This window comes from Solibacillus faecavium (assembly GCF_014836905.1).
In the GTDB taxonomy this organism is placed as follows: domain Bacteria; phylum Bacillota; class Bacilli; order Bacillales_A; family Planococcaceae; genus Solibacillus; species Solibacillus faecavium.
On the sequence record NZ_JACSPZ010000002.1, the window covers coordinates 147,464 to 171,150 of the forward strand.

Consider the following 23,687-nt stretch of genomic DNA (forward strand, 5'->3'; position numbering starts at 1 on the left):
GACGTTGATTAACCCCTTATTTAGAATATTTAACATCAACTACCTTTTTCATGCTACAATTTACATGCAAGTTCTATTTAGAAAGGTAGATATTCATGACTATAAAAAAATCAGCAGCACTATTTTCCATTCTTTCTATTCCTGCTGCAATTGTGATTACCGATGCACCAGCCTTTGCGAATAGTAGTAATTCCTATGATTGGCAAGTTTATAACGTAGAGAACTTAATCGATCAGATCAACACATCGAGCAGTACATATGAGTATTACATAAAGGAAGCACGAAATGCCTACAACGCCTTAACTTATTACCAGCAGACGCAAGTAAGGAATGCGGCGACATTATTTTATTACTTAGATACATATGAAAACCATCAGGAAGTTTTGAATACATTTGCTGCAAAAATGAATGCAATTTCAGCGAGAAAAAGTACATTTATTCGGGACATAGAAGAGGCGAATCGTTATTACAATTCATTAACGTATTCACAGAAAAATGCTATACCGAGCCATTCATACATACAGCTTCAAAATTATATGGAGAACCTGAGAAAAATGGAGGCTGTCCAACTCAGCTTCGAACAATTAAATACGAAAGATTGGAATTATGTATCCAACTATCAATCCGCGATGCAAGCGTACAATTCATTGCCGTACGATTTCCGAACTTTACTGTCTACAATGGCAAATGAAAAAATGCGTGAATATGAGCTACATCAGTCACCTGCCTACAATCGCTCCATCGCACAGCAAGTCATGACTGCCATATCGAAATTGACGACTTCTTCAACGCAGCAGCAAGTAGAAGCGGTTCGAAAGGAATATAATGCTTTAAACGCATTACAGCAACGATTAGTGACGAATTTACAAGATTTATTATATATAGAAGAGGCTCAGCGTAATATACCATTTGGATGGGATCCGTATTATTATGAAGAGCTCGAGGAAAAGGAAAACCCGACGTCGATTGAAGTTTCAAAGAAAGGTAATTCGTATTCTATACTAATCCCAGTATCGGATATGAACCGTCATATACCAACAAAAATCACGGTTTCCGATAGCATTTCACTTTCCATCCCTCGATCTGCAATTCCTGCTTCAAATAATAATGCAGTCATTGCTTTGACAATTGATGAAGTAAAAGGGCAGTCTATTTTGCTTTCAGCAAGTATGCATAATGAAAATTTACAGTTCTCATCCTATATTGATATCGAAGTAAAAGGTTTCCCGGCTTCAGCAACAATACTTCGTTTAGGTAATGATGGTGATTATGAAGCAACGCCATATACAAGAGTGTTGAATAAGCATGTATTGAAGACAAAAAACTCCGCAGAATATATTGTTTCCGAGCACAATCCGAAGTTCTTTGATATTCAGGCAGACGGGCACCGTTATCAAATTGAGCAGCTGGCGAAACGTAAAATTGTTTCTGGAGTTGAAAATAATTATTTTAAACCAAGTGCTCACGTTACGTTAGCACAATATGCAGCAATGATTTCCCGTTCAATGGGTTTAACAGCTAATGAACATTCTACCTATCTGGATATACAAGGGAAATGGTATGAAGCATCTGTTCAAGCGCTACTGGAGGCAGGGATATTGGATGATAAAAAATCAAATTACTTTAATGCCGAACAAGTCGTGACTAGAAAAGAAGCAGCCCTAATATCCATACGTATGCTGCAGCATGCAGGAGTGGCAATGGCTGATCCTAATTTAAGTAAAATGCCATTCACGGATATTAAACAGCTTTCTTCTTCGGAGCGCTACTATATTGCATTGGCGTATGAATATGGAATCTTTGGAGGAAAAGAAAATGGCCATTTCGATCCAAATGGAAAATTAACACGATCTCAAATGGCAAAAGTACTACATCGCACGCTTCAGATTGCGAAGATGCTTTAAAGTAATCCAGTGAAAAAGAGAGACTGCATAATGCAATCTCTCTTTTAGCATGAACCGGCATTATTATCCGCAGGTTCTTATTGGTTTGTACGACGGTATTCTTTCACTGTACCGTCAGCAAACTTAATTTCAATTTCAACTTCTAAGAAGCTGTCAGGCTGATTGAATTTTTCTAAAACTTCATCAATGACTGCATCAGAATCTGTATTCGCATCAAATGTAAAGCTCTCAAAAATCGGTACTAAAGTATTTGTAGCTTCATTACCTTCGATTTTAGAATTATTTACTTCATCATCGATGGTTGCCTCTGCACGAGATGCTTCATTTTCATAATCCACTTCATAGCTCTTATTATCAGCATACTTAATATCTAAATCAAAGTGTGTAAAGTTATACGGTGCATTCGTCGTATCAGTATTAGTATCTTTACTTGTCTGATCCATTGTATTTTGCTCTGTAGGTGCATTATCCGGTAAATTAGTTGCTTCCTCTTTATCTCCGCAAGCTACTAAAAATGCACTGGTTCCTATTGCTAAAAATAAAGCTAGTTTTTTCATCCTTTTTACCACCTTTCGATTATCTACAGTTAAATTACCCTGAATAAAAAAAAATAATCATGAAAATATTATTTTAAAAAGATGATTATTCCATATAAAATTTTATTGGTATCAAATTAAATTGTATAAATCACCCTAATTTAATATGTCTCAGACAGAAATAAAAAATACTTAGTAGTCAGTAATATGAACGGATTTCATCAATCATCAACCAAATATAGCAATATAAATAATTTGCATAAAAATTACCATTAAATGAAAATATTTATAAAAAATTATGATACAATTATTGGGTGAAATATAATTTTAGAATGTATTCAGGTAGAGTTATAGAGCGACTACAAACTAATAAAGCTATTTCATATATTCTATTTTGAAAAAGCGATTTCATAATCGTTTTTTAGGAGGATGTTAACAATGAAAAAGTTTACGAAAACGGCTATCGCAACAACATTAGGAACAACTTTAATGTTTACAACAATTATGCCAGCCGTTAAAGCAGAACAGGTTACTCCCGATATTAGTAATTGGGCAATCCAAACATTAAATGATGGCGAAAAGTTCGGCATTTTCCCGATTGAATGGTATTATGATGGCTTTCGATCCACTATTTCTACTGAACGTTTAAATTCATTAATGACATTAACAGAAAAGAAAATTGCAGGTTTAAATTTAGCTAAAAATGAAGCATTTACACCACTAAAAGTTACTGGCGATAAAACACGCGGTGATATCATTAATCAACTATATAATATTGTCGCACAATACGATTTGAATGTATCAGAAGATGCGGTTAAATATATGCAGGAGCGCAAAGTACTGCAAGGGTCTGAAAGTGGATTAATGCTGGATGCTAAAGCAACGACACAGCATGCTGTCATTTTTGCTGTCCGTTTAATTCAAGATACTTTCGAACAGGCCAATGCAGGTGCAAAAGGGGTTGCCTGGGTAGTAGAAGACGAAGATACAAAAGTATACTTATTAGGCTCTATTCATGTAGGTACACCGGATTTACATCCAATGCACAAAAAGCTTACGAATGCCTTTAAAGACTCAGATGGTCTATTTGTTGAGGTAAACTCATTGGACCCATCCGGTTTAGATTACTATATGGAAAAAGCGATGTTTACGGATGGTCGCACAATTAAAGATGTCGTAAGTGAAGAAACGTATGCAAAACTGGAAAAAGTTGCAGAGCAATTGGGAATGCCGATGGAAGAGTTAGCATTACAAAAACCTTGGTTTATTTCAAGTAATTTTTCATCAATGGCGCTTGACGGAGTGTTTGGTTTAACACCGGAGGAAATGGCGATGCATGGTGTAGATATCCAATTTATACTAAGTGCTTATTTACAGCAAAAGCCTATTTATGAGCTGGAAGGTATGAATGCCCAAGTTGATATGTTTGATGGCTTGTCTAATGAATCACAGGAACAATCCCTAGTTGAGGCTCTTGATAGCATTTTAGAACCAGCTGAGCAAACAGATGAAGATGTTAAAATCATGACAGACTGGTTTACGAACTGGGTCAATGGCGACATTGAAAAATTTGCGGAAAGCTTAAAAGAAATGAATGAAGATACTTCGGAATTTAACGAAATGCTATTCGGCAAACGTGATGAACAAATGGCTGCCAAACTTGTGGAAGTACTGGAAAAACAGCAAGGTACTTTCTTTGTCGTAGTTGGGGCAGGTCACTTTTTAGTAGACAAAAATATCCGCTATCATTTAGAACAAAGCGGATATGATGTAAAACCGTTTTATCAATAATATGATCAGCACGGAGTTTGTTTACGAAAGTAAATGCTCCGTGTTTTTTTATATTTTCAACCTAGCCATATTTACATTCGTTATTATAGTAGAAAGGAGTGAAATGAGTGGATGAGCAACAACTTAATTTATTGATGCAACAACATACAGCAAAGCTTTTTCGCATTGCCTATTATTATTCTAAAAACTTACATACAGCCGAAGATATTGTTCAAGATGTTTTTATTAAATTTTATGAAAGAAAAATGGACCTCGATCCCACTTCAGTGGAACGCTATTTGATTACGATGACAACAAATAAATCAAAAGATTATTTAAAAAGTTGGCATTACCGAAAAATCATTTTGCAGGAAAAATGGCTTCATACATCTTCTCATAGACATACTGATGCATTAGTCGTACAGGATGAGGAACAGCTTATAAGTGAGGCTGTACTAAGCTTACCGTTAAAGCAACGCGAAGTAGTAGCCTATTATTATTTGGAAGGTTATTCAGTGAAAGAGCTGGCAGAAATTTTAAATTTAAATGAAAACACAGCAAAATCAAGACTTGTAAAAGGCAGGGAGTTATTAAAGGATAAGTTACAGTCAATGGAGTGGGAGGTGTTAAAAAATGACACGTTATAAACTGAAAGAGTTGAAAAATACGTCACTACATGAAAAGAATATTCAACATGCCGTACAAATGAAAATTCAGCAAAGAAAACCGAAACGATTTGTTCATATTACATTAATTACAGCTCTAATTAGTACAGCCATTATAATTTTTGTAATGAATCAATTGAATCCAGAGCAAAACCGGCTTCAAGCGACTGAAACACCAACTCTTTTAAATATATTCCATGAAATTGATGGCGCAGGGGTTGCTTACAGTGAAAACTTTAGGGAACAGGATATGCAGCATATCCGGTCATTACGCTATTACAGGGAAATTTCATTAGCTCATTTTTTGAAATTGAGTGGCGTCACTTTTCCGAATTTACCGCAGCCATTTGATCGGGAAAACGGAACGGTCATTGCAGTGAATGACGGATTTTTTACAGAGCTGCAGTTTCATTTTAAGTCGGATGATCATTTTTTAAATATTTCAATTGCTCCATCGTGGATTAACCCTGTAAATGTTGAAGAGCTTCAACAAAACTTAGTCGATGCAGCCGGCAATCCAATGGAGATAGAACAGATTAACGAGTCTACAGCAATTGTGAAACAGAAAAGAAATAATGGTTCAGGACTCGTCTATAATTACTATTTTTATAATGAAAATGATGATGCTATTTATACGAGTGCTGGTTCAGCAAACGAATACTACAGCTATCATAATGGATTAATTTATCATATTGGCTACAGTGAAGCGGCACCTGTTGATGAACAGCAGATGGATGAATTCGTAAAGGACTTTATCGTCAATAACGAAATTCGTACGTTAAATTTAGAGGAAGCAACGATTGAGGACAATTGGTTGAATCGTGGTGGAAAGACAATGCTCATTTGTCTGCTTATTTCGATTGTGAGCTTTAGTATTTTACATGTTCTGTTGAAAAATGCCTCGAAAAAAATTACGAAAATTATATGGTCCATTGTTTGGGTGGTGCTCCATACACCAATATTAACGTGGCTCGTTTCATTTAGTACAGGGGTTATATCTGGAGACGGCTTTGTGGGGGCAGGCATGCTAGTTATAAGCTTCCCCTTACTATTAATTATCGGATTGTGTATTATTTTACCGAATAACAGAACATTTAGAGGACAGTTAATGCTGTTGCATATACTCATTTATTTATTCACCTTTAGTTGCTCTCTAAATGATGAAGTAAATCGAACATCCTCCACAGAACAAATAGAAAAATCTTTAAAATAAAAAAGACTATAAACAAACACTTATTAAGAGTGTATCTATAGTCGAGGCTGCATAGGGATAACTATGCAGCTTTTTTTATTATGCTTGGATAAATGCTAAAACCGGCTTGCCAATCAACATAAAAATAACATAGATTGAAAGCGCACTAAGAACAGCTTGTCCGGGTTTCCAGTAACTCGAAAAATAAAACACGAGCGCGGTAAACAAAACCATTCCTACAGCTCCAAAAATAGCGTTTTGCTGCACAATGTGAAAGGTTTCATCCGTCATATTTTTCATCTGCAGCCGCATATTCAGTAACGTTAAAATCGGCAAAAGCGTAATGACTCCAGATAAAAAATGCAAGTTTGAACGACTTAGCCATGTAGCTAGCAGCATGACAGTACCGCCAATGATAAACTGGATTAAATAAAACACGATCCCCATACCTCTATTCCATTAAAATATAATAAATATAAATCATTATTTCTAAAGTATCAATATCAATTTTTGAAAATAGAATCAATTAGGAAAAGTGAGATTTAATGTGATGGAAAGGAGCTTTTTACCTACATATTTTTCTGTATCAATCGATAATTTCACTCTTTTTTCTAAAATAGGTTGTACTGTCACAGCATAGTAGTGTACCCTTATTGAAAATGATTATCATTTGCATATGGTGATCTTAGAAATAGAAGGGTGTGATGGCAATTCAAACAAACGACTTAATAAAATACTTTGCTAATACAACAATACAATATGAAGATTTATTCGTTACAAGCTTAGGTGTGAATGCACATGATCACAGTCGAAACACGGCACCACTTTTAAATGGACTCGTGATAACACTATCAGGAAGTGCGAATTTTTCATTGAATGGGCAAGTGTATGCTTTACATAAAGGGGTTATTTTACACGCGGGACCGAATATGGAAATTGATATTTTAGTTACAAGTCAGGAACCGTGGCATTATACGGTTATTCATTACAAATCAATGAACAGCACTCAATCAATTAAAACAGGTCATTTTGAAATCGTTACAGGTCAACACCATAAAATGGATTATCTTGTCCAACAACTGATTCACTTTGAAAAAATACCCGGTGATTTGAATAAGTTGAAGTGCAAATCCTTATTTTTGCAGCTTATAGAGTTCATCGTCATATGTTCAAAAATGCAAACATCAAACAATGTCGTTGATCAGGCCATTACATTTATGACTGAACATTATACATCATCTATTTCCATTGCAGATATTGCAGAAGAGGTAGGGTGTGATCGTCGACGTTTAGCTTACTTATTCGACAAGCAAATCGGGATGTCACCAATTCAGTTTTTAACAGAATTTCGTTTGAAGCAAGCGAAAGAATTATTGCGAACAACTTCTATACCGATTAAGGATATTGCTGATTTAGTAGGTTATCAAGATGCGTTTTATTTTTGTCGTGTATTTAAAAAACAATATGAGCAAACGCCGACTAATTTCCGAAAACAATTTTATAGCGATTAAGCAAAAGTCCATTTCTATTGTAAAAAACTCCATTTACGTACATACAGCCGTTTGATAACATCAGATTTGTAAATAAAATGATAATGATAATCGTTATCAACAAATCAGGAGGAACTAATTGTGAAAAAATACCGTACGTTAGTAAGTGCCGCGGCGTTGGCCTTAATGCTAGCTGCTTGTAATGCAGAAGAAGAGGTGGAATCATCTGAAGCTAATACAGAGCAAGTTTCTAAAGATGATCAATCTGTAGCTGATGAGGCAACTGTACAAAAAGTATCTTATTTAGGGAACGACTACGATGTGCCAGCGAAAGTAGATACGATTATTGCTGCAAGTTTAGAGGCGATGGAAGATGCTGCAGTACTTGGTGTTAAACCTGCAGGCGTTATTTCAAATGATGGTAAGACAATTCCTAAATACTTGGAAGCTGATTTAGCCGGAGCAACGGTTGTCGGTTCGAAAAAAGAGCCGAATACAGAGGCAATGCTTTCTTTAAACCCGGATGTAATTTTAGGGACAAGCAAATGGGATGAAGCGCAAATGACAAACTATAACAAAATCGCGACAACATTCCCGTATTCGCATATTTCTACAAACTGGAAAGAAAATCTCCTGTTATTCGGACAATTAGCGGGTAAGGAAGCAGAAGCGCAAAAAGCACTGGAAGACTATGAAACAACTCTAGCCAATACGAAAGAAACTATTGCCAGCAGTGATTTAAAAGATAAAAAAGTGTTGATTATCCGAGTACGTGGCGGCTTGGCGGTATACCCAGCAGGTGTTTATTTAAACCCTTCCATCTATGAAGATTTTGGTTTTAGTGTCCCAGAAGAATTAAATGCAATCGAAGCACAAACGGTTATTACATATGAAACATTAGCTGAGTGGAACCCGGATATGATTTTCCTGCAATATGCAGATGATGAAAATAAAGAAACGCCAGAATTATTAAAAGAGATTTTGGATAACCCGATTTTCAGCAGTACAACTGCCGCAAAAACGAATAATGTGCATGTCAATCTGATTGATGCAATGGCACAAGGGGGAACAGCCTGGTCAAAAATCAATTTCCTAAAAGCGTTTAATGAAAACGTATTAAAATAAGCTGGATTCACTTAAAGCGTTTGCTTGTATGGGTAGTTAGAACTGCCTCATAAAAAGTGGGTGCAGGGGGCTGTCCGAAATGATTTCCGGGCAGCTTCTTTCTTTTATTTTTTCAAAGGAGGCCATTATTTTTGAAAAATTCCTATAGGCATTTCATTTTATTTTCAATAATAATGCCAATTTTAATAGTAATTGTGGCAATTCTATCGATCTCAATGGGTACGAAATCGATTCCAATTGAAACGATTATAGAAGCAATTATCCAATATGATGAAGAAAATATAGATCACCAAATTATTTGGTCAGGACGGGTTCCACGAGCGCTTGCTGTCTTATTTGTCGGTGCATTTTTAGCAGCAGCTGGTGCCCTTATGCAGGGAGTTACTCGAAATTTTCTTGCCTCGCCATCGATAATGGGTGTAACAGATGGTTCTGCCTTTTTCATAACGATGGCATTCGTGTTTTTACCGGGTCTATCAAGCTTTAATTTAGTATTGCTATCAATGCTTGGCTCACTGTTTGGCGGTGCACTCGTTTTTGGGTTTGCTTCCATTATCAAAAACGGGTTATCCCCTGTAAGATTAGCCATTATCGGTACGGTAATTGGTACATTTATTAGCAGTATAGGAACGGCAATCGCCATGTACTATCAAATCTCACAAACGGTCACAATGTGGTATAACTCGAAAGTACATATGGTTGAAATGGAGTTAGTGTTTTTATGTGTACCGATTGGATTAATTGGGCTTATATTAACGATAGTATTAGCTCGTGCTGTTACAATAACCGCACTTGGTGAAGATGTGGCGGTTGGCTTAGGGCAAAATACGCGTACTGTAAAAATACTTAGCATGCTAGCTGTTGCCATTTTAACGGGTACCGCCGTAGCTCTTGTCGGAAAAATTGCATTTGTTGGGTTAGTCGTACCGCATATTGTACGAATGTTAATGGGGGTAGATTATCGCGTAATTATTCCTTGTTCTGCCGTGGTGGGCGCATTCTTCTTAGCCGCATGTGATTTAATTAGCCGATACATAAATTTCCCATACGAAACTCCAATTGGCGTCATTACTGCAATCATTGGCGTGCCATTTTTCTTATATTTGATTCGTCGAAAAGGCGGTGAAAAATATGCAGCATAAAAAATGGTTGTTTATGAGCGGTACATTAATACTTCTCCTTCTTTTAGCTATGTATATTCATTTAACGAGCGGTGCATTTGCAATGACTACTCCGGAAGTTATTAAAACTTTGCTGCGTATTGAGTCAACAGCGCAATTTGATTTAGTAATATTTGATTTTCGTTTGCCTCGAATTATAACAGCAGCATTAGTTGGAATGGGTCTTGCTATGGTTGGTGTCGTGCTCCAGGGTATTACTAAAAATGCACTTGCTGATCCCGGCATTATTGGAATCAATGCAGGGGCGGGTTGTGCCATTGTAATCTTTATGTTCTTTTTCCAGGTGGAATTAGTAAACGTTGAAATAAATAGTCTGTTAAAAATATTGATTGTCCCGTTATTTGGTTTCGTAGGAGGCGCCATTGCAGCTGCTATTATTCTGGCCATTTCGTATAAACAAGGACGTATGGATATGCAAAAGCTTATATTGACGGGTATTGCGATTAATACAGGTTTTAGTGCAATCACCCTTTTTTGGTCGTTAAAAATGGATGAGGGAGATTATCAGGCTGCAGCCATTTGGATGAATGGCTCGATCTATAATTCCAATTGGTATTTTGTAAGTGCGATGCTTCCATGGCTTATCATATTGGGGATCTATATTTATAGAAAGGCCTATTTGCTCGATTATTTTCAGTTGGAAGAAGAGACGGTTTTGAGTCTAGGTATTTCACTTGAAAAAGAAAAAGTGAAGTTATTACTTGCAAGTGTTGGCCTAGTAAGTGCGTGTGTATCGGTTTCCGGCAGTATTGGTTTTATTGGATTAATGGCACCGCATATAGCGCGCCAGCTTGTCGGAATTCATCACAGGTATATGATGCCGGTAAGCCTTTTTATAGGGGCTATTTTACTTGTGTTTTCAGATTATATTGCCAAAACGGTTTTTTCTCCTGTAGAACTTTCGGTTGGTATTGTCGTGTCCCTCGTTGGCATTCCGTATTTCTTATATTTATTAGTAAAATCGAAAGGGTGAGGCGTTATGTATGCATTTCAAGTCGAAAGATTAACTACAGGTTATGAAAATACGCGAATTATCGAGAATTTAAATGTATCAATCCAAACAGGGAAGATTACGACGATTATTGGACCGAATGGATGCGGAAAATCTACTTTCCTGAAAACGATTGGGCGCATTTTAAAAAAGGAATGCGGTGATATTTTCCTTCAAGATGAGAATATGAATACGATGTCGACAAAGGAAATAGCAAAAAAACTGGCCTTATTAGCACAATCACCTGCTGCTCCAGGGCAGTTAAAAGTACATGAGCTGATTGCTTACGGTCGCTATCCACATCGGAAAAATGTTGGGCGTCTTACGAAAGAAGACATAGATAAAATTAATTGGGCGATGGTAGTGACACATACAGAGGAGTTTCGGGACCGAGAACTAGCGGCATTATCCGGAGGGCAACGTCAACGTGTTTGGCTGGCGATGGCATTGGCACAAGAGACGGATATTTTACTGCTAGACGAGCCGACAACATATTTAGATATGGCACACCAGCTTGAAGTGTTGGAAATTGTGCAGCAGCTCAATAAAAATTTTGGTTGTACCATTATTATGGTGCTACATGATTTAAACCATGCGGCACGGTTTTCGGATGAACTCATTGTTATGAGAAAAGGCAAAGTGCTTCATACCGGCACACCAGTGCAAATAATGACTACAGAAGTTTTAAAAGAAGTTTTCCAAATTGATGCTAAAATTTTAGTCGATACGGAGCATCAAGTGCCAGTCTGCTTTTCTTATAATTTAATGAAATAGGTGAATACAATGCAATCAAACTATAATAACTATCCTTATATATTGGATATTTATGTACCGGACGAAGCTCCTCCTGCAAATGGCTTTTCTGTGATTATTGTGTTGGATGGAACACGCTATAGTAAGCTATTCCATGAAACAGTAACAAACCAAATCCGCAATCGTGTGAAGACGAACATAGAGCCTGCAGTTATTGTAGGAATTGGGCATCAGGAACAAGATATTCCAAAACAGCGATTTTATGATTTTACTGCCCCTGCAGCAGAGTATCATTTTCCAGTGCGCCGAGGTAGAGCAATGAAAGAAGTACCGGCTGGCGGCGCGGAATATTTCATGGATTATCTTATGCATCAAATTATCCCGATGCTTCTTGAGAAATACACGATAAACAAAAATAAAATCTCCATTTATGGCCATTCATTAGGTGGACTGTTCGTGCTGTGGAGCTATTTAACTTATCCTAATGTATTTTTTAAATATGCTGCAATAAGTCCATCGATTTGGTGGAATAACCATGAGATAGTAACCCGATTGAAACAAGTAGAACATAGTTATACTGCGCCTTTATATATATCTGTAGGGGGCAATGAAGGCGATATGGTAGTCGATGCCGAAAGCTTCTATACAAAAGCAATTCAAAAGGGAATTAACAGTGAGTTTTTTATATCAGAAGGTGAAAATCATGCATCTGTCATTCCAACGACATTAAGCCGAGTTTTACGCTTTTTAAAATCAAACTGATTGAACGAAAGGCTTTTCTTTTAGAAGGCTTCAGACTGTAGAAAAACTCTTAAAAAAGTGTGTGTATAAAAATTAAATTAACATTAAACCGTTGATTTCCATTCCGGGACCGATGCTTTCCCCGGGCACGGCTCCAGCTAACTAAATGGTGCCTACAACGGCAGGCACCATTTAGTGGATCTTCCGCACGTGCGGTTCCCGGTGGAGTCACGGTCCCTCCATTCCAATCAACTTATTAATCCCTTTAAATAAAGTGAGGTACGATATCTACGATGACTAGCAATCAATTCAATGAACGTGAACAACATGAAATAGGGACGATTGAATAATTTGTTCCTGCTATGCATCTAGTTAAAATTTATAATAAAAAGATAAAAGGTTTCGGGAAACGAACGCTCGTGATCTTTTGTCGACAATCTGAGGCCTTTCTTTTAAAGGCTTTTTTTATTGTCTTTTTTAATCACAAAAAAGTATTAATTGTACAGCTAGTTATGCAAAATGTTTTTATACAGCTTATTAAGGGAAAAGATAAACTACCAAGTTCCTAACAATGTTTAGGGCTTTTGAAATCAGTAGGAGGAATGCATGATGGGAAACAAAGAATTTGAAACGAATAAAGAATCATACAACCGATTACCGGATGAACGAGACGATCGAAAAGTGAAAAAGTTTGATGAGACAAAGCATGTAAATGTTCAAAATGAATCAATAAAAGATGACCTATTATTAAAGACAAATAAAGAGTCTTATAATCGCTTACCAGATGAGCGTGATGATGAAGAAATGGAAAGCTACGATGAACGAAGTCATGTAGATGGTAATGAGGAAAAAAAAAAGTAGAAACCGTTAAGGAGTCGTATAACCGATTACCGGATGAACGGAATGATGAAGAAATGAAAAATTATAACGAACGAAGTCACGTAGAAGCACCAGAGCAAGATAAAAGTATTGTAACCGTTAAGGAATCGTACAATCGATTACCGGATGAACGGAATGATGAAGAAATGAAAAATTATAACGAACGAAGCCATGTAGAAGAAGTTCAGGATAAAGAATTGATAACTGAGAAAGAATCCTATAATCGCCTGCCGGATGAACCAGTGCAGGAAACTTCTGTCCATGAACAATATAAAAGCGGAAATGCTTAAATTTCAAAGGCATCGGGTGAAATATTCCCGATGCCTTTAATATGCTGTTATTTATTTTTCATCTGATACCAACTAAATATCATTGCAAGGAAGCTAACACTAAATAAAATACCTCCAATGACTAGAGAAGCGTTTGCGTAGCTCGTCTTCATGAAAAAATATTCCTCGGTATCCATGATTCCGCCATTTGATTGAAGCCAAACAGAGCCGAAAGCATTTGCGAAATGACCATTAAATACAATGAATACTATACCAATAATTGCAAAAATCATGCATAATTTTAGTAAATCATTGTTTTTATTCATTCCATACACCTCACTTCCATTTTTAATGCTGTCTATCTATAATATCAAGAATATGTATAAACTGTTCGACAATAAAATGAGCCTTTATTATTTCGGCAAGTTGTGCAAAATCAAAGTTTACTGCTATAGATGTTAAATTGTTATCGATTGCTGCATTGATATCTGAGGCACGGTCGCCGATAACATAGCCACTGTTTATTTGCTGTTCTTCCATAATGTGCTGTACTAAAGAGGATTTGTTATTTGTATCAATACAGTCAATGCTGTAAACTCCTTTAATCCATCGATCTAAACGGTACTGCGCTACAATTGCCTGTAAATAAGCCGTTTGTCCATTACTCGCAATATATAAAGGATAATGTTCACTCAACTTTTGTAACGTAGGGAGGACATCCGGATATAATGCACCGTTTCCTCGCTGTATTTGCTCAATAAGCGCTAATTGAAAATGGTCATTACTTTGTTCGCGAACTTCGTTGGAATGATTCGGACATAAAGTTTCCCATACGACATTTAATGGGACGCCCATTATTTGACGGTACTGTTCGATAGGTGTATCACCTGACCAAAGTCCGTTTTCACGTAAATATTCAAAAGTCTGTTTCAATGCGGATTCTAAAATAAGATTCGTTTGAAATAATGTTCCGTCCATATCAAAAATAATTGCTGTTTGCATCTTATCTTCCTCTCTCTGGCACTTGATAACCGTAAGTGTCTCCATTTTTTAAATTCAGTTCATGACCATTAATAATAACAATGTCATCTGTAAGCCACTGAACATTCGCTTCTTCTCCATGCCGTTCATAGTAGATTTGTTTTTTAAAGCCTAAAGGACCATCAAGTTCAGCACGAATACCGAACGTTCCCATCGCACCTGCATCAAATGCGTAAAAATCAAGCGTGTAATTTCTGTTTGGTGAATTGGAAGTGAATAAATGTTCTGCACCACCAACTGAAAAAATGAGGATTTTCAATGCAAAATAAACTAGAATAAGTCCCGTGAAAATAAAGGAAATTGTGTTAATGAAAATAGCGATAATTTTTTTAGAGAGGTTAAGCTGTTTAAACTCTTTTATTAGAATATAAATGACTATTACAAAGCAAATGTTCAGTACAATCAGGGTCATATTGGAATATGTCCATAATGTATTCATTATCAAATAAAAGCAAAAAAACAAAAATGCAATGCTTGAACAAAATATCGCAACCGCCGAATAAAAATTACGCAAATAAGCACCTCTTATATGGAAAATAATGTTTTAAATGAGGACGGCAATAGGGGAGGAAGGTTGCATAATGCCACATTTTAAAATTTAGTGGTAGGATACATATGACTAAAATTAGGCAAGGATTTACTTGATTTAGAAGGAAAAGTAGTTGTTCGGAGTGAAGGCGGCGACTCCTAGGGGACAAGCAAAATTTATTTTGCGACGAGTAATCGCAGGAGCACGTGGGAGAGACTTAAGGAACAAAAGCTAAAAACGCCACGTCCTGTGGCAACGCTTTTGTGACCAACTTCCTGTTGGCCTCGTGCCCCCAGGAAAGCGTCCGCCGTAACGGAGAACAACGGCTACTAAGGTGAAAAAACAGTCCAAATTTTACTTATCGTAAACTTGGACTGCTTTTGATTTTGAGGAGGTTATGTTCCAGCCTCGCATGTAAATTATTGTGCTGGGTTTAACTCAAGCTCTAATTTAATTTTAATATCTTTACCTACTAACACGCCACCAGTTTCAAGAGCGGCATTCCATGTTAAGCCGAATTGTTCACGGTCAATTTTTGCTTTTCCTTCAAAACCGTAAACCTCTACGCCCCATGGATTTGTCCCTTTACCGCCATATTCCACATCAAGTACAACCGGTTTCGTTACATCCTTAATTGTTAAATCGCCTGACACTTTATAATCGTCCCCATCTTTTGTAAAGCTTGTCGATTTAAATTTAATGTCAGGGAACTGCTCAATGTCAAAGAATTCTGCTGATTTCAAATGATTGTCTCGATCATCATTGTTCGTCGTAATACTTGTTGCATCAATTGTAATATCAATGTTTGCTGATGTTAAATCAGCTAAATCATCCGCTTCAATATCTGCTGAATAGTTAGTAAACTGTCCTTTAACTTTTGAAACCATCATGTGCTTAACTTCAAAACCTATTGATGAATGTGCCGGATCGATTTGCCATTTTACCATGTTAAATTCCTCCCAACTATTATGAAGCTCCAAGACAATCTTTATCTTGAATTCGAGATAAATTTACCATATTAGGATAAAAGTGTCAAATCATTCATCCGGGTGAAAGTTAAATATTTTAATAGCGATTAGTTATCCTTCATTAATTTTGCAATTTCCACATCAAAACCGTTATTTCTCTTCAATAATTCTTCAATAACGAGCCCTTGTCGCTCCTTTGAATGACCTTGGCTTAACTTTGCGACAGCTTCTATAGAAGTAATGTGAAGTTTAAAAGGCACAATCCCCTTTAATAAGCTGTTCATATAATTCGAATCAACTGCATTGACGTCGTATGTACTATTTGGAGTTTCGTACTTATCAATTAAATGATGCAATGATAAGCGAATTTCTTTTTCATCCTTTAAAAACTGAATAGATCCATTTACATGAACCGCTACATAATTCCAAGTAGGCACCGAATCTTTCGTTTCATACCAGGAAGAGGAGATATAACTGTGCGGACCGCTGAAAATTGCCAGCACCTGTTGACCTTCAATGTCTTTCCATTGAGGGTTTGCACGTGCAAAATGTCCGTATAAGTCTTGATGATCTGCACTTAAATAAAGCGGTAAATGCGTTGCAGCAGGCACACCATCATGCATCGAAATAAACGATGCAAAACTATACTCTTTAATAAACTGACGAATTTTTTGTTCATCTTTTAATAGGTATTGCTTTGGAATATACATTTTTTCGCCTCACAATTGTTTTGTCATAATAAAATCAATTTGCTCGTCTTCACCCATGAAAAATGAGTGAGTGCCTGTTTTTTGAAAGCCAACTTTTTCGTAAAACGCAATGGCATTCGAATTTTGTTCCCAGACACCAAGCCAAACTTTAGTTTTCTGCATGTGTAGCGCAATTTTCATTGCCTCTTCCATTAAGACTTTCCCTAGACCTAACTTATGAAAACGGCTTAAAATATATATTCTTTCAATTTCTATGTAGTCAGGTCCCAATTTTTCTGATTGAGCTTCATCGGTATTCACTTTTAAATATCCCGCAAGCTCCTCATTTACAAAAAGCAGCTTAAATAGTGAGTACGGATTTTGGAGCTCGGCTGTTAGTTTTTCAGTTGAAAAAGCTTCATCTAAGTAAGTGGACATATTTTCCGTATTATTTTGATCATGAAATGTTTCATAAAACGTATCACGGCCTATCGATTGCAAGTCTATTAAATTGTTTGTAGTGCATTGTATTAGTTGAATGTTCATATGTAGAATACCTCGCTTTAAATATTTTTCCTCTATAGTGAAAGCCTTCTGGCAGTCAATACTGTTAAAAAAAGAACGATAAAAATAAATAGCATAGAAAAGAAGAAATTGATTATTGTTGAAGAAAACGAAACCAGTGAATTAACGATAGTAAATAACACGATAAAATACACAATAAAAATTATAGTTGAAAAAACCCATTTCCTCATCGATAAAACACTCCTTCCGATTTTGTTCTATCTGAATTGTTTCATAAATTTCTAAAACATTCAATTTATTTCAAACCAATTTACCGAAAGCTTGAAGCGTTATATTAGTGAATTATTTTAAAATTTTCTGTAAAATTATATTGACATAAATTACTATAATTTGTTATAGTTGTATTAATTATTGAAGGAAGATGGTGATGACAATGACAAAATTACATGAGATTGAAACGATGCAATTGAGCTTGTCATATAACATTCGCCACCTTTGTGCCTTCTAATATAGAAGAGTCACGCTTCTTCACTGTGCGTATGAGACCTTATGACGGGCAAAATTGCTGGTCATAAGGTTTTTTTGTTTGCCTAAAAACAATACAATACTATACGCCATTAGGAGGCAATTTCATTGAATTTACAACAACTTGGATTTACACAATATTTTGAAACACAATTACAAACTTTAACGTTTGACCGGGCAACAAGATTAGTTGGACGTATTATTTTAGAACATAAGCATTCATACCGGGTTTTAACAGAACAAGGTGAATTTTTGGCAACAGTATCCGGAAACTTTGCTTACCACGCCTTTTCCAGGAAGGATTATCCGGCAGTAGGGGATTTCGTTATAATCGAACAAATGCCGGGGGAAGAGCGCGCCATTATTCATCATTTATTTGACCGTAAATCAAAATTCACAAGGAAAATGGCAGGCTTAGAAGTCGATGAACAAATTGTTGCCTCAAATGTGGATTATATTTTACTTGTCATGAGTATGAACGCAGATTTTAACGTCCGTCGCCTAGAACGCTATTTAGTGGCAGCATGGGATTCAGGTGCGACACCGCTCATTGTTTTAACAAAAGCAGACCTTTGTGAAGATGAAAATGCGCTTATAGAAGCAGTGCAGTCTGTCGCATTCGGTGTAGACGTTTTAACAGTAAGTGCGGTTACAGGCGAAGGGATTTCAGCATTAAAGGAATTTTTGACAGAAGGAAAAACAGCCGCATTATTAGGCTCATCCGGTGCAGGAAAATCCACTCTTACAAATGCATTATTGAATACTGACCAAATGAAAGTATCCGATATCCGTGAAGACGATGCGAAAGGGCGTCATACGACAACACATCGTGAGCTCGTAGTTTTACCGTCCGGGGCATGCTTAATCGACACACCGGGTATGCGTGAGCTGCAGCTTTGGGATCAAGGAGACAGTTTATCAGCTAGTTTTTCCGATATTGATCAACTGGCGGACAATTGCCGCTTCAGGGACTGCAAACATAAAAATGAACCGGGTTGTGCGGTTATACAAGCAGTAGATGATGGTGCACTTGATTCATCGAGACTAACAAGTTACTTTAAACTGCAACGCGAGCTCGCATATATTGAGAAAAAGGCAAATACCGATGCTCAGCTTGCAGAAAAACGCAAATGGAAGCAGGTCTCAAAAAGCATAAAGAAAATGAAATAAGACAACAGGCAGATGTACATAGAAAGTGTGCATCTGCTTTTTTAATCCATGGATTGAATAACATTATTACGCTATAATAAATGGAGTAAATAAAAGAGGTGAAAAAATGATAAATTGGGTTTATGTAGTAATTTTAGGCTTAGCAGTAGGTTTTCTAAGTGCCATGTTTGATTGGCCATTTGTAGTATCTATCTCCATAATTCTAGTTTTTGGTCTTTGTTCAATTGGCTATATGTTTTACATTGCATACGCTTCTACAAATTTGGCGAAAATCAGAAAATATATTGTAAAGCATAAAAAAGATCCAGTAATGAATTACATACACACGTTAGAAGTCGGTACAAAAGAACAGGAAATCGAAGCAATGGAAAAAATCATTGGTCACTATAAACAACCGGTTATTAAAAATACATATGAAATGAATCGTGCAATTCGTCTCGACGATTTCGAACGTGCTCAATACTACGCAGATCAATTAATGGATAATCAGAATGGTCCATATGGTAAAGCATTAATTGCCGCAGTAGCCGGAAATCGGGAAGAAGCTAATAGTTATTCCTTGAAGTCCGAATGGATGAAGTACGGGATTGAAGCACAATTAGCATTAACAGAACGTAATTTAGAAGCATTTGACCATTTTGCACGACAGTCCGTTGAAGCGGCAAAAGGACTTCAACGATACTCATTATACTATAGCTTTAAAAAAGCAAAGATGGAGTATGAGATGGAGAGTAAATAAAGAGTTCTTCTAGATGCGTTAACAGGAACAAGTTGTTCAAATGTAAAGGAATTAATAAGTTGATTGGAGTGGAGGGACCGTGACTCCACCGGGAACCACACGTGCGGAAGATCCACTAACTTGGGCCTGCCGTCGTAGGCACAAGTTAGTTAGCTGGAGCCGTGCCTGGGGAAAGCATCGGTCCCGGAACGGAAATCAACGATGTCTAGATTCAATTAATTTTAAAATAAAAAACTGTAAACAAACACTATTTAAGAGTATGGCTACAGTCTGACCGCTTACTAATACAGTAAGCGGTATTTTAGTGTTAGGACGAATAAATAAATTTTGGCTTACATGTCTTGATTTCTAAATTTGAGGGAATAGTTAATGACTTGAAAAAACTGCAAACATTTTACAAGTAAAAAGAAGAAATGAGGTGATTTTAATGACACTTTTAGGTTTTTTGATGGTTACTGTGTACCTTTTGAATATTTTATTTGCACTCATGCTAATATTTATCAGTCGTAAAAGTGCTTCATCAACATGGGCATGGCTTTTTGTCCTATTTTTCTTGCCGGTTATTGGGTTCATTTTCTATTTATTATTGGGACGAAATTTACAAAAGAAGCATTTCGTTCGCTGGCATGCTGTTCAACAGGAAGAATCTATAGAGGCTTTCCAGGATCAGCATACCGCTCTTGCAGAAGGAACATATGAATTTCCAAACGAGATTACAAAAAGGCATCAAGGGTTAATAAAAATGAATGTCGATTACAATCACGCTTTATTAAGTTCTAAAAATGATGTTGCGATTTTAGCTGAAGGGAAAGAAAAATTCCGCTCTGTCATTGAAGATATTGAAAATGCGAAACAAACGATTCATATTCAATATTACATTTACAAAATGGATGAGGTCGGAAAAAGTATTTTTAATGCGCTTGTTAAAAAAGCTAAAGAGGGCATTGAAGTAAAAATGATTTACGACGATTTAGGTTCACGTACTTTACGTAAAAAAGACTTAAAGAAATTGATGGATGCCGGTGGACAAGTAGAAGCTTTCTTTTCCTCGTATTTGAAATTATTCAATCCTCGAATTAATTTCCGAAATCACCGAAAACTCATTATTATAGACGGTCGGATTGGATATATTGGCGGTTTTAATGTCGGTAAGGAGTATGCCTGTCTTGATGACGAAATAGGGTATTGGCGAGATACGCATTTACGTATAGAAGGCAATTCCGTATACAATATGCAGGCACATTTTTTATTTGATTGGCATCAGGCGAGAAATGAAGAACTGAAGGTCGAGCAAAGATACTTCCCCTCATTTACAGTCGATGCGGACACACCCGTCCAAATTGTATCGAGTGGACCGGATACAGATTTTGAATCCATTAAAAACACTTATATTCGCATGATTTTAAGCGCTAAAAAATATGTTTATATTCAAACCCCTTACTATGTACCTGATGAGGCATTTTTGCATGCAATTCAAATTGCTGCCTCCTCAGGTGTAGATGTGCGCATTATGACGCCTGAAAAAACAGACCATCCCTTCGTATATGGCGCCAATTCAGCATACGGTGGAGACCTGCTTGAATCTGGTGGAAGGGTATATCGTTATAAAAAAGGATTCCTTCATGCAAAAATGCTCGTAATCGATGATGAATTAGCAACAATCGGTACTGCAAACATTGATGTCCGAAGCTTTAGTCTAAATTTCGAAATCAATGCGATTTTATATGATGAACGGTTTGCGATTAAGTGTAGAGAATTATTTGAAGCAGATATAAAAGATAGTTTCGAATTAACAAAAGAGCTATTTGAGAAACGAAAAACATGGACTAGAGTCCGTGAATCAGTGTCACGTCTGTTATCTCCAATATTATAAATGGAAAGCTAGTCTATTAGGCTAGCTTTTTTTATTTCATAAACCGAAATATTTTCGAGCAATTTTATTCATTTTTTAGTAAAATAAGAATTGAACTACAATTCAGAAAGCGGGGCTATACTATGCAAAACGTAAAATATCCTGAAGTTTGGGATTTAGATGTATTTTTCGAAGGTGGCAGTGCATCACCACAACTAAAAGAACATATCGAAAATTTAAACCCTAAAATGGATGTATTAAAAGAAATGGTTGAAAAATTCGATGTTCCTACAAATACAGATGCAGCATTATCTATTCAATCTATTTTAGAAAATATTAAAGAAGTAATGATGCATATATCACAGGCGGGTGCTATGCTTTCTTGTTTAACGGCACAGGATACGACAGATCGTGAAGCGCTTTTATTACAAGGTCAGCTTTCGGGTATTTCAGCTAACTTCTCTCCAATTATGGAAAGCTTTAATCAAAAGCTCGGTAAAATCGACGAATCGACTTTCGACGAATTACTTCAAACAAATGAATTATCACAATTTGAGTTTATTTTAACGGAATGGCGTGAAAAGTCGAAGGAATCACTATCTGAAGAAGAAGAAGCACTAATTTCTGCTTTAGGTGTAGATGGCTATAGCTCATGGGGTCAGCTTTATAACATGCTGATCGGTGATATTAAAGTCGAAGTCGAAGTAGACGGCGAAAAGAAATTAATGTCGGTTGGACAAGCAAATAACTTAAGCTCTCATAAAGACCGTACAGTTCGTAAAGCTGCATTTGATGCATTAGAGGAAGTATTTACAGACCGTGAAGAGTTCTTTGCTAAAACTTTAAACCATTTAGCTGGCTTCCGCTTAGCAGTATATAAAAAGCGCGGCTGGGATTCTGTTACGAAAGAGCCTTTACAAATTAACCGTATGAAGCAGGAAACAATCGATGCAATGTGGGGAGCTATTACGTCACGCAAAGCAAAATTTGCAGATTATTTAACACATAAAGCAACATTATTAGGCAGTGAAAAATTAGATTGGTTTGATTTCGATGCTCCTGTAACGGATTCTACTGCTACAATGTCTTACCAAGAGGGCGCGGAATTTATTTTAAAACATTTCGGTCGTTTCGGTTCAGAAATGGAAAGCTTCGCGCGTACTGCTTTTGAAGATGGGTGGATTGAAGCGGAAGACCGTGACAATAAACGTCCAGGTGGCTTCTGTACAGGAATGCCTTTATCCGAGCAATCACGTATTTTTATGACATATTCAGGTTCAATGTCGAACGTTTCAACATTAGCACATGAACTTGGTCACGCATTCCATTCATATGCTCTTCGCCCGGTTCATCCATTAAACCGTCGCTATGCAATGAATGTTGCCGAAACTGCTTCAACATTTGCAGAAATGATCGTAGCGGATGCAGCGGTTGAAGAAGCATCAAATGAACAGGAAAAGATCGCGCTATTAGAAGATAAAATCCAACGTTCAGTAGCGTTCTTTATGAACATTCATGCTCGTTATTTATTTGAAACACGCTTCTATGAAGAGCGCAAAAAAGGTATCGTATCTTCTAAGCGTTTAAATGAATTAATGGAAGAAGCACAAATCGAAGCTCATGGTGGAGCACTAGGTGAAACACACCCACACTTTTGGGCATCAAAAATGCATTTCTATATTACAGGCGTGCCGTTCTATAACTTCCCGTACACATTCGGCTATTTATTCTCTTTAAGCATTTACGCAAAAGCAAAAGAAGAGGGCAAAGGGTTCGAGGAAAAATATATGGCATTACTTCGTGATACAGCGGTAATGACTGTAGAAGATTTAGCGATGAAGCATTTAGGTGCAGACATCACGACTGAAGATTTCTGGTTAAAAGGAATCGCGCTTTGTGAGAAAGATGTAGAAGAATTTATTGCATTAACTTCGAAGTAATGAAAAGAGTTGCTTGGACATAATTCTTTGTCTTTTTCATGCTTGAAATTATGCAGAGATTTACTTGAGATAGAAGTAAAAATTAGTTGTTCGGAGTGAAGGCGGCGACTCCTTGGGGACAAGCACGTGGGAGAGACTACAGGCTCGAGCCGTGCCCCCAGGAAAGCGTCCGCCGTAACGGAGAACAACGGCTACGAAGTAGACAAAAAAGCC

At 36.7% G+C, this 23,687-nt stretch carries 24 protein-coding genes; 16 read left to right on the plus strand and 8 right to left on the minus strand.

The window, feature by feature from the left end:
* Nucleotides 1-95: 95 nt before the first annotated feature.
* Nucleotides 96-1,904 carry an S-layer homology domain-containing protein gene (locus H9635_RS04230; RefSeq protein ID WP_191698908.1) on the plus strand — a complete coding sequence of 603 codons (1,809 nt, stop codon included), beginning with the start codon at nucleotides 96-98 and terminating at the stop codon, nucleotides 1,902-1,904.
* Between the two features lie 77 nt (nucleotides 1,905-1,981).
* On the opposite strand, the gene H9635_RS04235 is transcribed toward H9635_RS04230, so the two are convergent.
* The gene (locus H9635_RS04235; protein ID WP_191698909.1) at nucleotides 1,982-2,461 is read right to left on the minus strand and encodes a YusW family protein; all 480 of its coding nucleotides are present in this window, start codon (nucleotides 2,459-2,461) and stop codon (nucleotides 1,982-1,984) included.
* Nucleotides 2,462-2,878: 417 nt separating this feature from the next.
* On the opposite strand from H9635_RS04235, the gene H9635_RS04240 reads away from it, so the two are divergent.
* The 3 genes from H9635_RS04240 to H9635_RS04250 all read left to right on the plus strand — a co-directional run bounded on the left by H9635_RS04240 (nucleotide 2,879) and on the right by H9635_RS04250 (nucleotide 6,088).
* Nucleotides 2,879-4,231: a TraB/GumN family protein gene (locus H9635_RS04240; RefSeq protein WP_191698910.1), complete on the plus strand. Its 1,353-nt coding sequence runs from the start codon at nucleotides 2,879-2,881 to the stop codon at nucleotides 4,229-4,231.
* Between the two features lie 107 nt (nucleotides 4,232-4,338).
* Nucleotides 4,339-4,857 (plus strand): RNA polymerase sigma factor, encoded by a 519-nt coding sequence (locus H9635_RS04245; protein WP_318245176.1) that lies wholly within the window; start codon nucleotides 4,339-4,341, stop codon nucleotides 4,855-4,857.
* The gene (locus tag H9635_RS04250) at nucleotides 4,844-6,088 is read left to right on the plus strand and encodes a hypothetical protein (RefSeq protein WP_191698911.1); all 1,245 of its coding nucleotides are present in this window, start codon (nucleotides 4,844-4,846) and stop codon (nucleotides 6,086-6,088) included. Before H9635_RS04245 ends, H9635_RS04250 begins: the two co-directional genes overlap by 14 nt.
* 78 nt (nucleotides 6,089-6,166) lie before the next feature.
* On the opposite strand, the gene H9635_RS04255 is transcribed toward H9635_RS04250, so the two are convergent.
* Entirely contained in the window at nucleotides 6,167-6,505 is a 339-nt protein-coding gene (locus tag H9635_RS04255) for a GlpM family protein (protein WP_191699416.1), read from the minus strand.
* A gap of 266 nt (nucleotides 6,506-6,771) precedes the next feature.
* Here H9635_RS04255 and H9635_RS04260 point away from each other — a divergent pair, with 266 nt between their 5' ends.
* From H9635_RS04260 to H9635_RS19175, 8 genes are all read left to right on the plus strand, one after another.
* Nucleotides 6,772-7,578 (plus strand): AraC family transcriptional regulator, encoded by an 807-nt coding sequence (locus H9635_RS04260; protein WP_191698912.1) that lies wholly within the window; start codon nucleotides 6,772-6,774, stop codon nucleotides 7,576-7,578.
* A 117-nt stretch (nucleotides 7,579-7,695) separates the two neighbouring features.
* Complete coding sequence (locus H9635_RS04265) at nucleotides 7,696-8,682, plus strand: ABC transporter substrate-binding protein (protein WP_404828841.1); 987 nt, start codon at nucleotides 7,696-7,698, stop codon at nucleotides 8,680-8,682.
* A gap of 131 nt (nucleotides 8,683-8,813) precedes the next feature.
* Complete coding sequence (locus H9635_RS04270; RefSeq protein ID WP_191698914.1) at nucleotides 8,814-9,824, plus strand: FecCD family ABC transporter permease; 1,011 nt, start codon at nucleotides 8,814-8,816, stop codon at nucleotides 9,822-9,824.
* Nucleotides 9,814-10,836, plus strand: a complete 1,023-nt coding sequence (locus H9635_RS04275; RefSeq protein ID WP_191698915.1) for a FecCD family ABC transporter permease — start codon at nucleotides 9,814-9,816, stop codon at nucleotides 10,834-10,836. Before H9635_RS04270 ends, H9635_RS04275 begins: the two co-directional genes overlap by 11 nt.
* 6 nt (nucleotides 10,837-10,842) lie before the next feature.
* Nucleotides 10,843-11,628 carry an ABC transporter ATP-binding protein gene (locus tag H9635_RS04280; protein WP_191698916.1) on the plus strand — a complete coding sequence of 262 codons (786 nt, stop codon included), beginning with the start codon at nucleotides 10,843-10,845 and terminating at the stop codon, nucleotides 11,626-11,628.
* 9 nt (nucleotides 11,629-11,637) lie between these two features.
* Entirely contained in the window at nucleotides 11,638-12,369 is a 732-nt protein-coding gene (locus tag H9635_RS04285; RefSeq protein WP_191698917.1) for an alpha/beta hydrolase, read from the plus strand.
* Nucleotides 12,370-12,957: 588 nt separating this feature from the next.
* On the plus strand, nucleotides 12,958-13,209 hold the full coding sequence (locus H9635_RS19170) for a hypothetical protein (protein ID WP_225231116.1): 252 nt from the start codon (nucleotides 12,958-12,960) through the stop codon (nucleotides 13,207-13,209).
* Nucleotides 13,210-13,262: 53 nt separating this feature from the next.
* Nucleotides 13,263-13,517: a hypothetical protein gene (locus H9635_RS19175; protein ID WP_225231117.1), complete on the plus strand. Its 255-nt coding sequence runs from the start codon at nucleotides 13,263-13,265 to the stop codon at nucleotides 13,515-13,517.
* A gap of 47 nt (nucleotides 13,518-13,564) precedes the next feature.
* On the opposite strand, the gene H9635_RS04295 is transcribed toward H9635_RS19175, so the two are convergent.
* From H9635_RS04295 to H9635_RS04320, 6 genes are all read right to left on the minus strand, one after another.
* Nucleotides 13,565-13,822 carry a translation initiation factor 2 gene (locus tag H9635_RS04295; RefSeq protein WP_191698918.1) on the minus strand — a complete coding sequence of 86 codons (258 nt, stop codon included), beginning with the start codon at nucleotides 13,820-13,822 and terminating at the stop codon, nucleotides 13,565-13,567.
* Between the two features lie 22 nt (nucleotides 13,823-13,844).
* Nucleotides 13,845-14,498: an HAD hydrolase-like protein gene (locus H9635_RS04300; protein ID WP_191698919.1), complete on the minus strand. Its 654-nt coding sequence runs from the start codon at nucleotides 14,496-14,498 to the stop codon at nucleotides 13,845-13,847.
* A gap of 1 nt (nucleotide 14,499) precedes the next feature.
* Nucleotides 14,500-14,976: a DUF5412 family protein gene (locus tag H9635_RS04305; RefSeq protein ID WP_318245177.1), complete on the minus strand. Its 477-nt coding sequence runs from the start codon at nucleotides 14,974-14,976 to the stop codon at nucleotides 14,500-14,502.
* Nucleotides 14,977-15,485: 509 nt separating this feature from the next.
* The gene (locus tag H9635_RS04310; protein ID WP_191698921.1) at nucleotides 15,486-16,013 is read right to left on the minus strand and encodes a YceI family protein; all 528 of its coding nucleotides are present in this window, start codon (nucleotides 16,011-16,013) and stop codon (nucleotides 15,486-15,488) included.
* Between the two features lie 128 nt (nucleotides 16,014-16,141).
* Nucleotides 16,142-16,744, minus strand: a complete 603-nt coding sequence (locus H9635_RS04315) for an FMN-binding negative transcriptional regulator (protein ID WP_191698922.1) — start codon at nucleotides 16,742-16,744, stop codon at nucleotides 16,142-16,144.
* Nucleotides 16,745-16,753: 9 nt separating this feature from the next.
* A complete protein-coding gene (locus tag H9635_RS04320; protein WP_191698923.1) occupies nucleotides 16,754-17,269 on the minus strand; it encodes a GNAT family N-acetyltransferase in 516 nt (171 codons plus the stop codon).
* 612 nt (nucleotides 17,270-17,881) lie between these two features.
* Between H9635_RS04320 and rsgA the strand changes: the two genes are divergently transcribed.
* The 4 genes from rsgA (at nucleotide 17,882) to H9635_RS04340 (ending at nucleotide 23,474) form a co-directional block, all read left to right on the plus strand.
* Entirely contained in the window at nucleotides 17,882-18,943 is a 1,062-nt protein-coding gene (gene rsgA, locus H9635_RS04325) for a ribosome small subunit-dependent GTPase A (RefSeq protein WP_191698924.1), read from the plus strand.
* A gap of 106 nt (nucleotides 18,944-19,049) precedes the next feature.
* Nucleotides 19,050-19,682, plus strand: coding sequence for a hypothetical protein (locus tag H9635_RS04330; protein ID WP_191698925.1), 633 nt, complete (start codon nucleotides 19,050-19,052; stop codon nucleotides 19,680-19,682).
* A 427-nt stretch (nucleotides 19,683-20,109) separates the two neighbouring features.
* Complete coding sequence (cls, locus tag H9635_RS04335) at nucleotides 20,110-21,555, plus strand: cardiolipin synthase (protein WP_191698926.1); 1,446 nt, start codon at nucleotides 20,110-20,112, stop codon at nucleotides 21,553-21,555.
* Nucleotides 21,556-21,677: 122 nt separating this feature from the next.
* Nucleotides 21,678-23,474 carry a M3 family oligoendopeptidase gene (locus H9635_RS04340; protein WP_191698927.1) on the plus strand — a complete coding sequence of 599 codons (1,797 nt, stop codon included), beginning with the start codon at nucleotides 21,678-21,680 and terminating at the stop codon, nucleotides 23,472-23,474.
* Nucleotides 23,475-23,687: the final 213 nt, after the last annotated feature.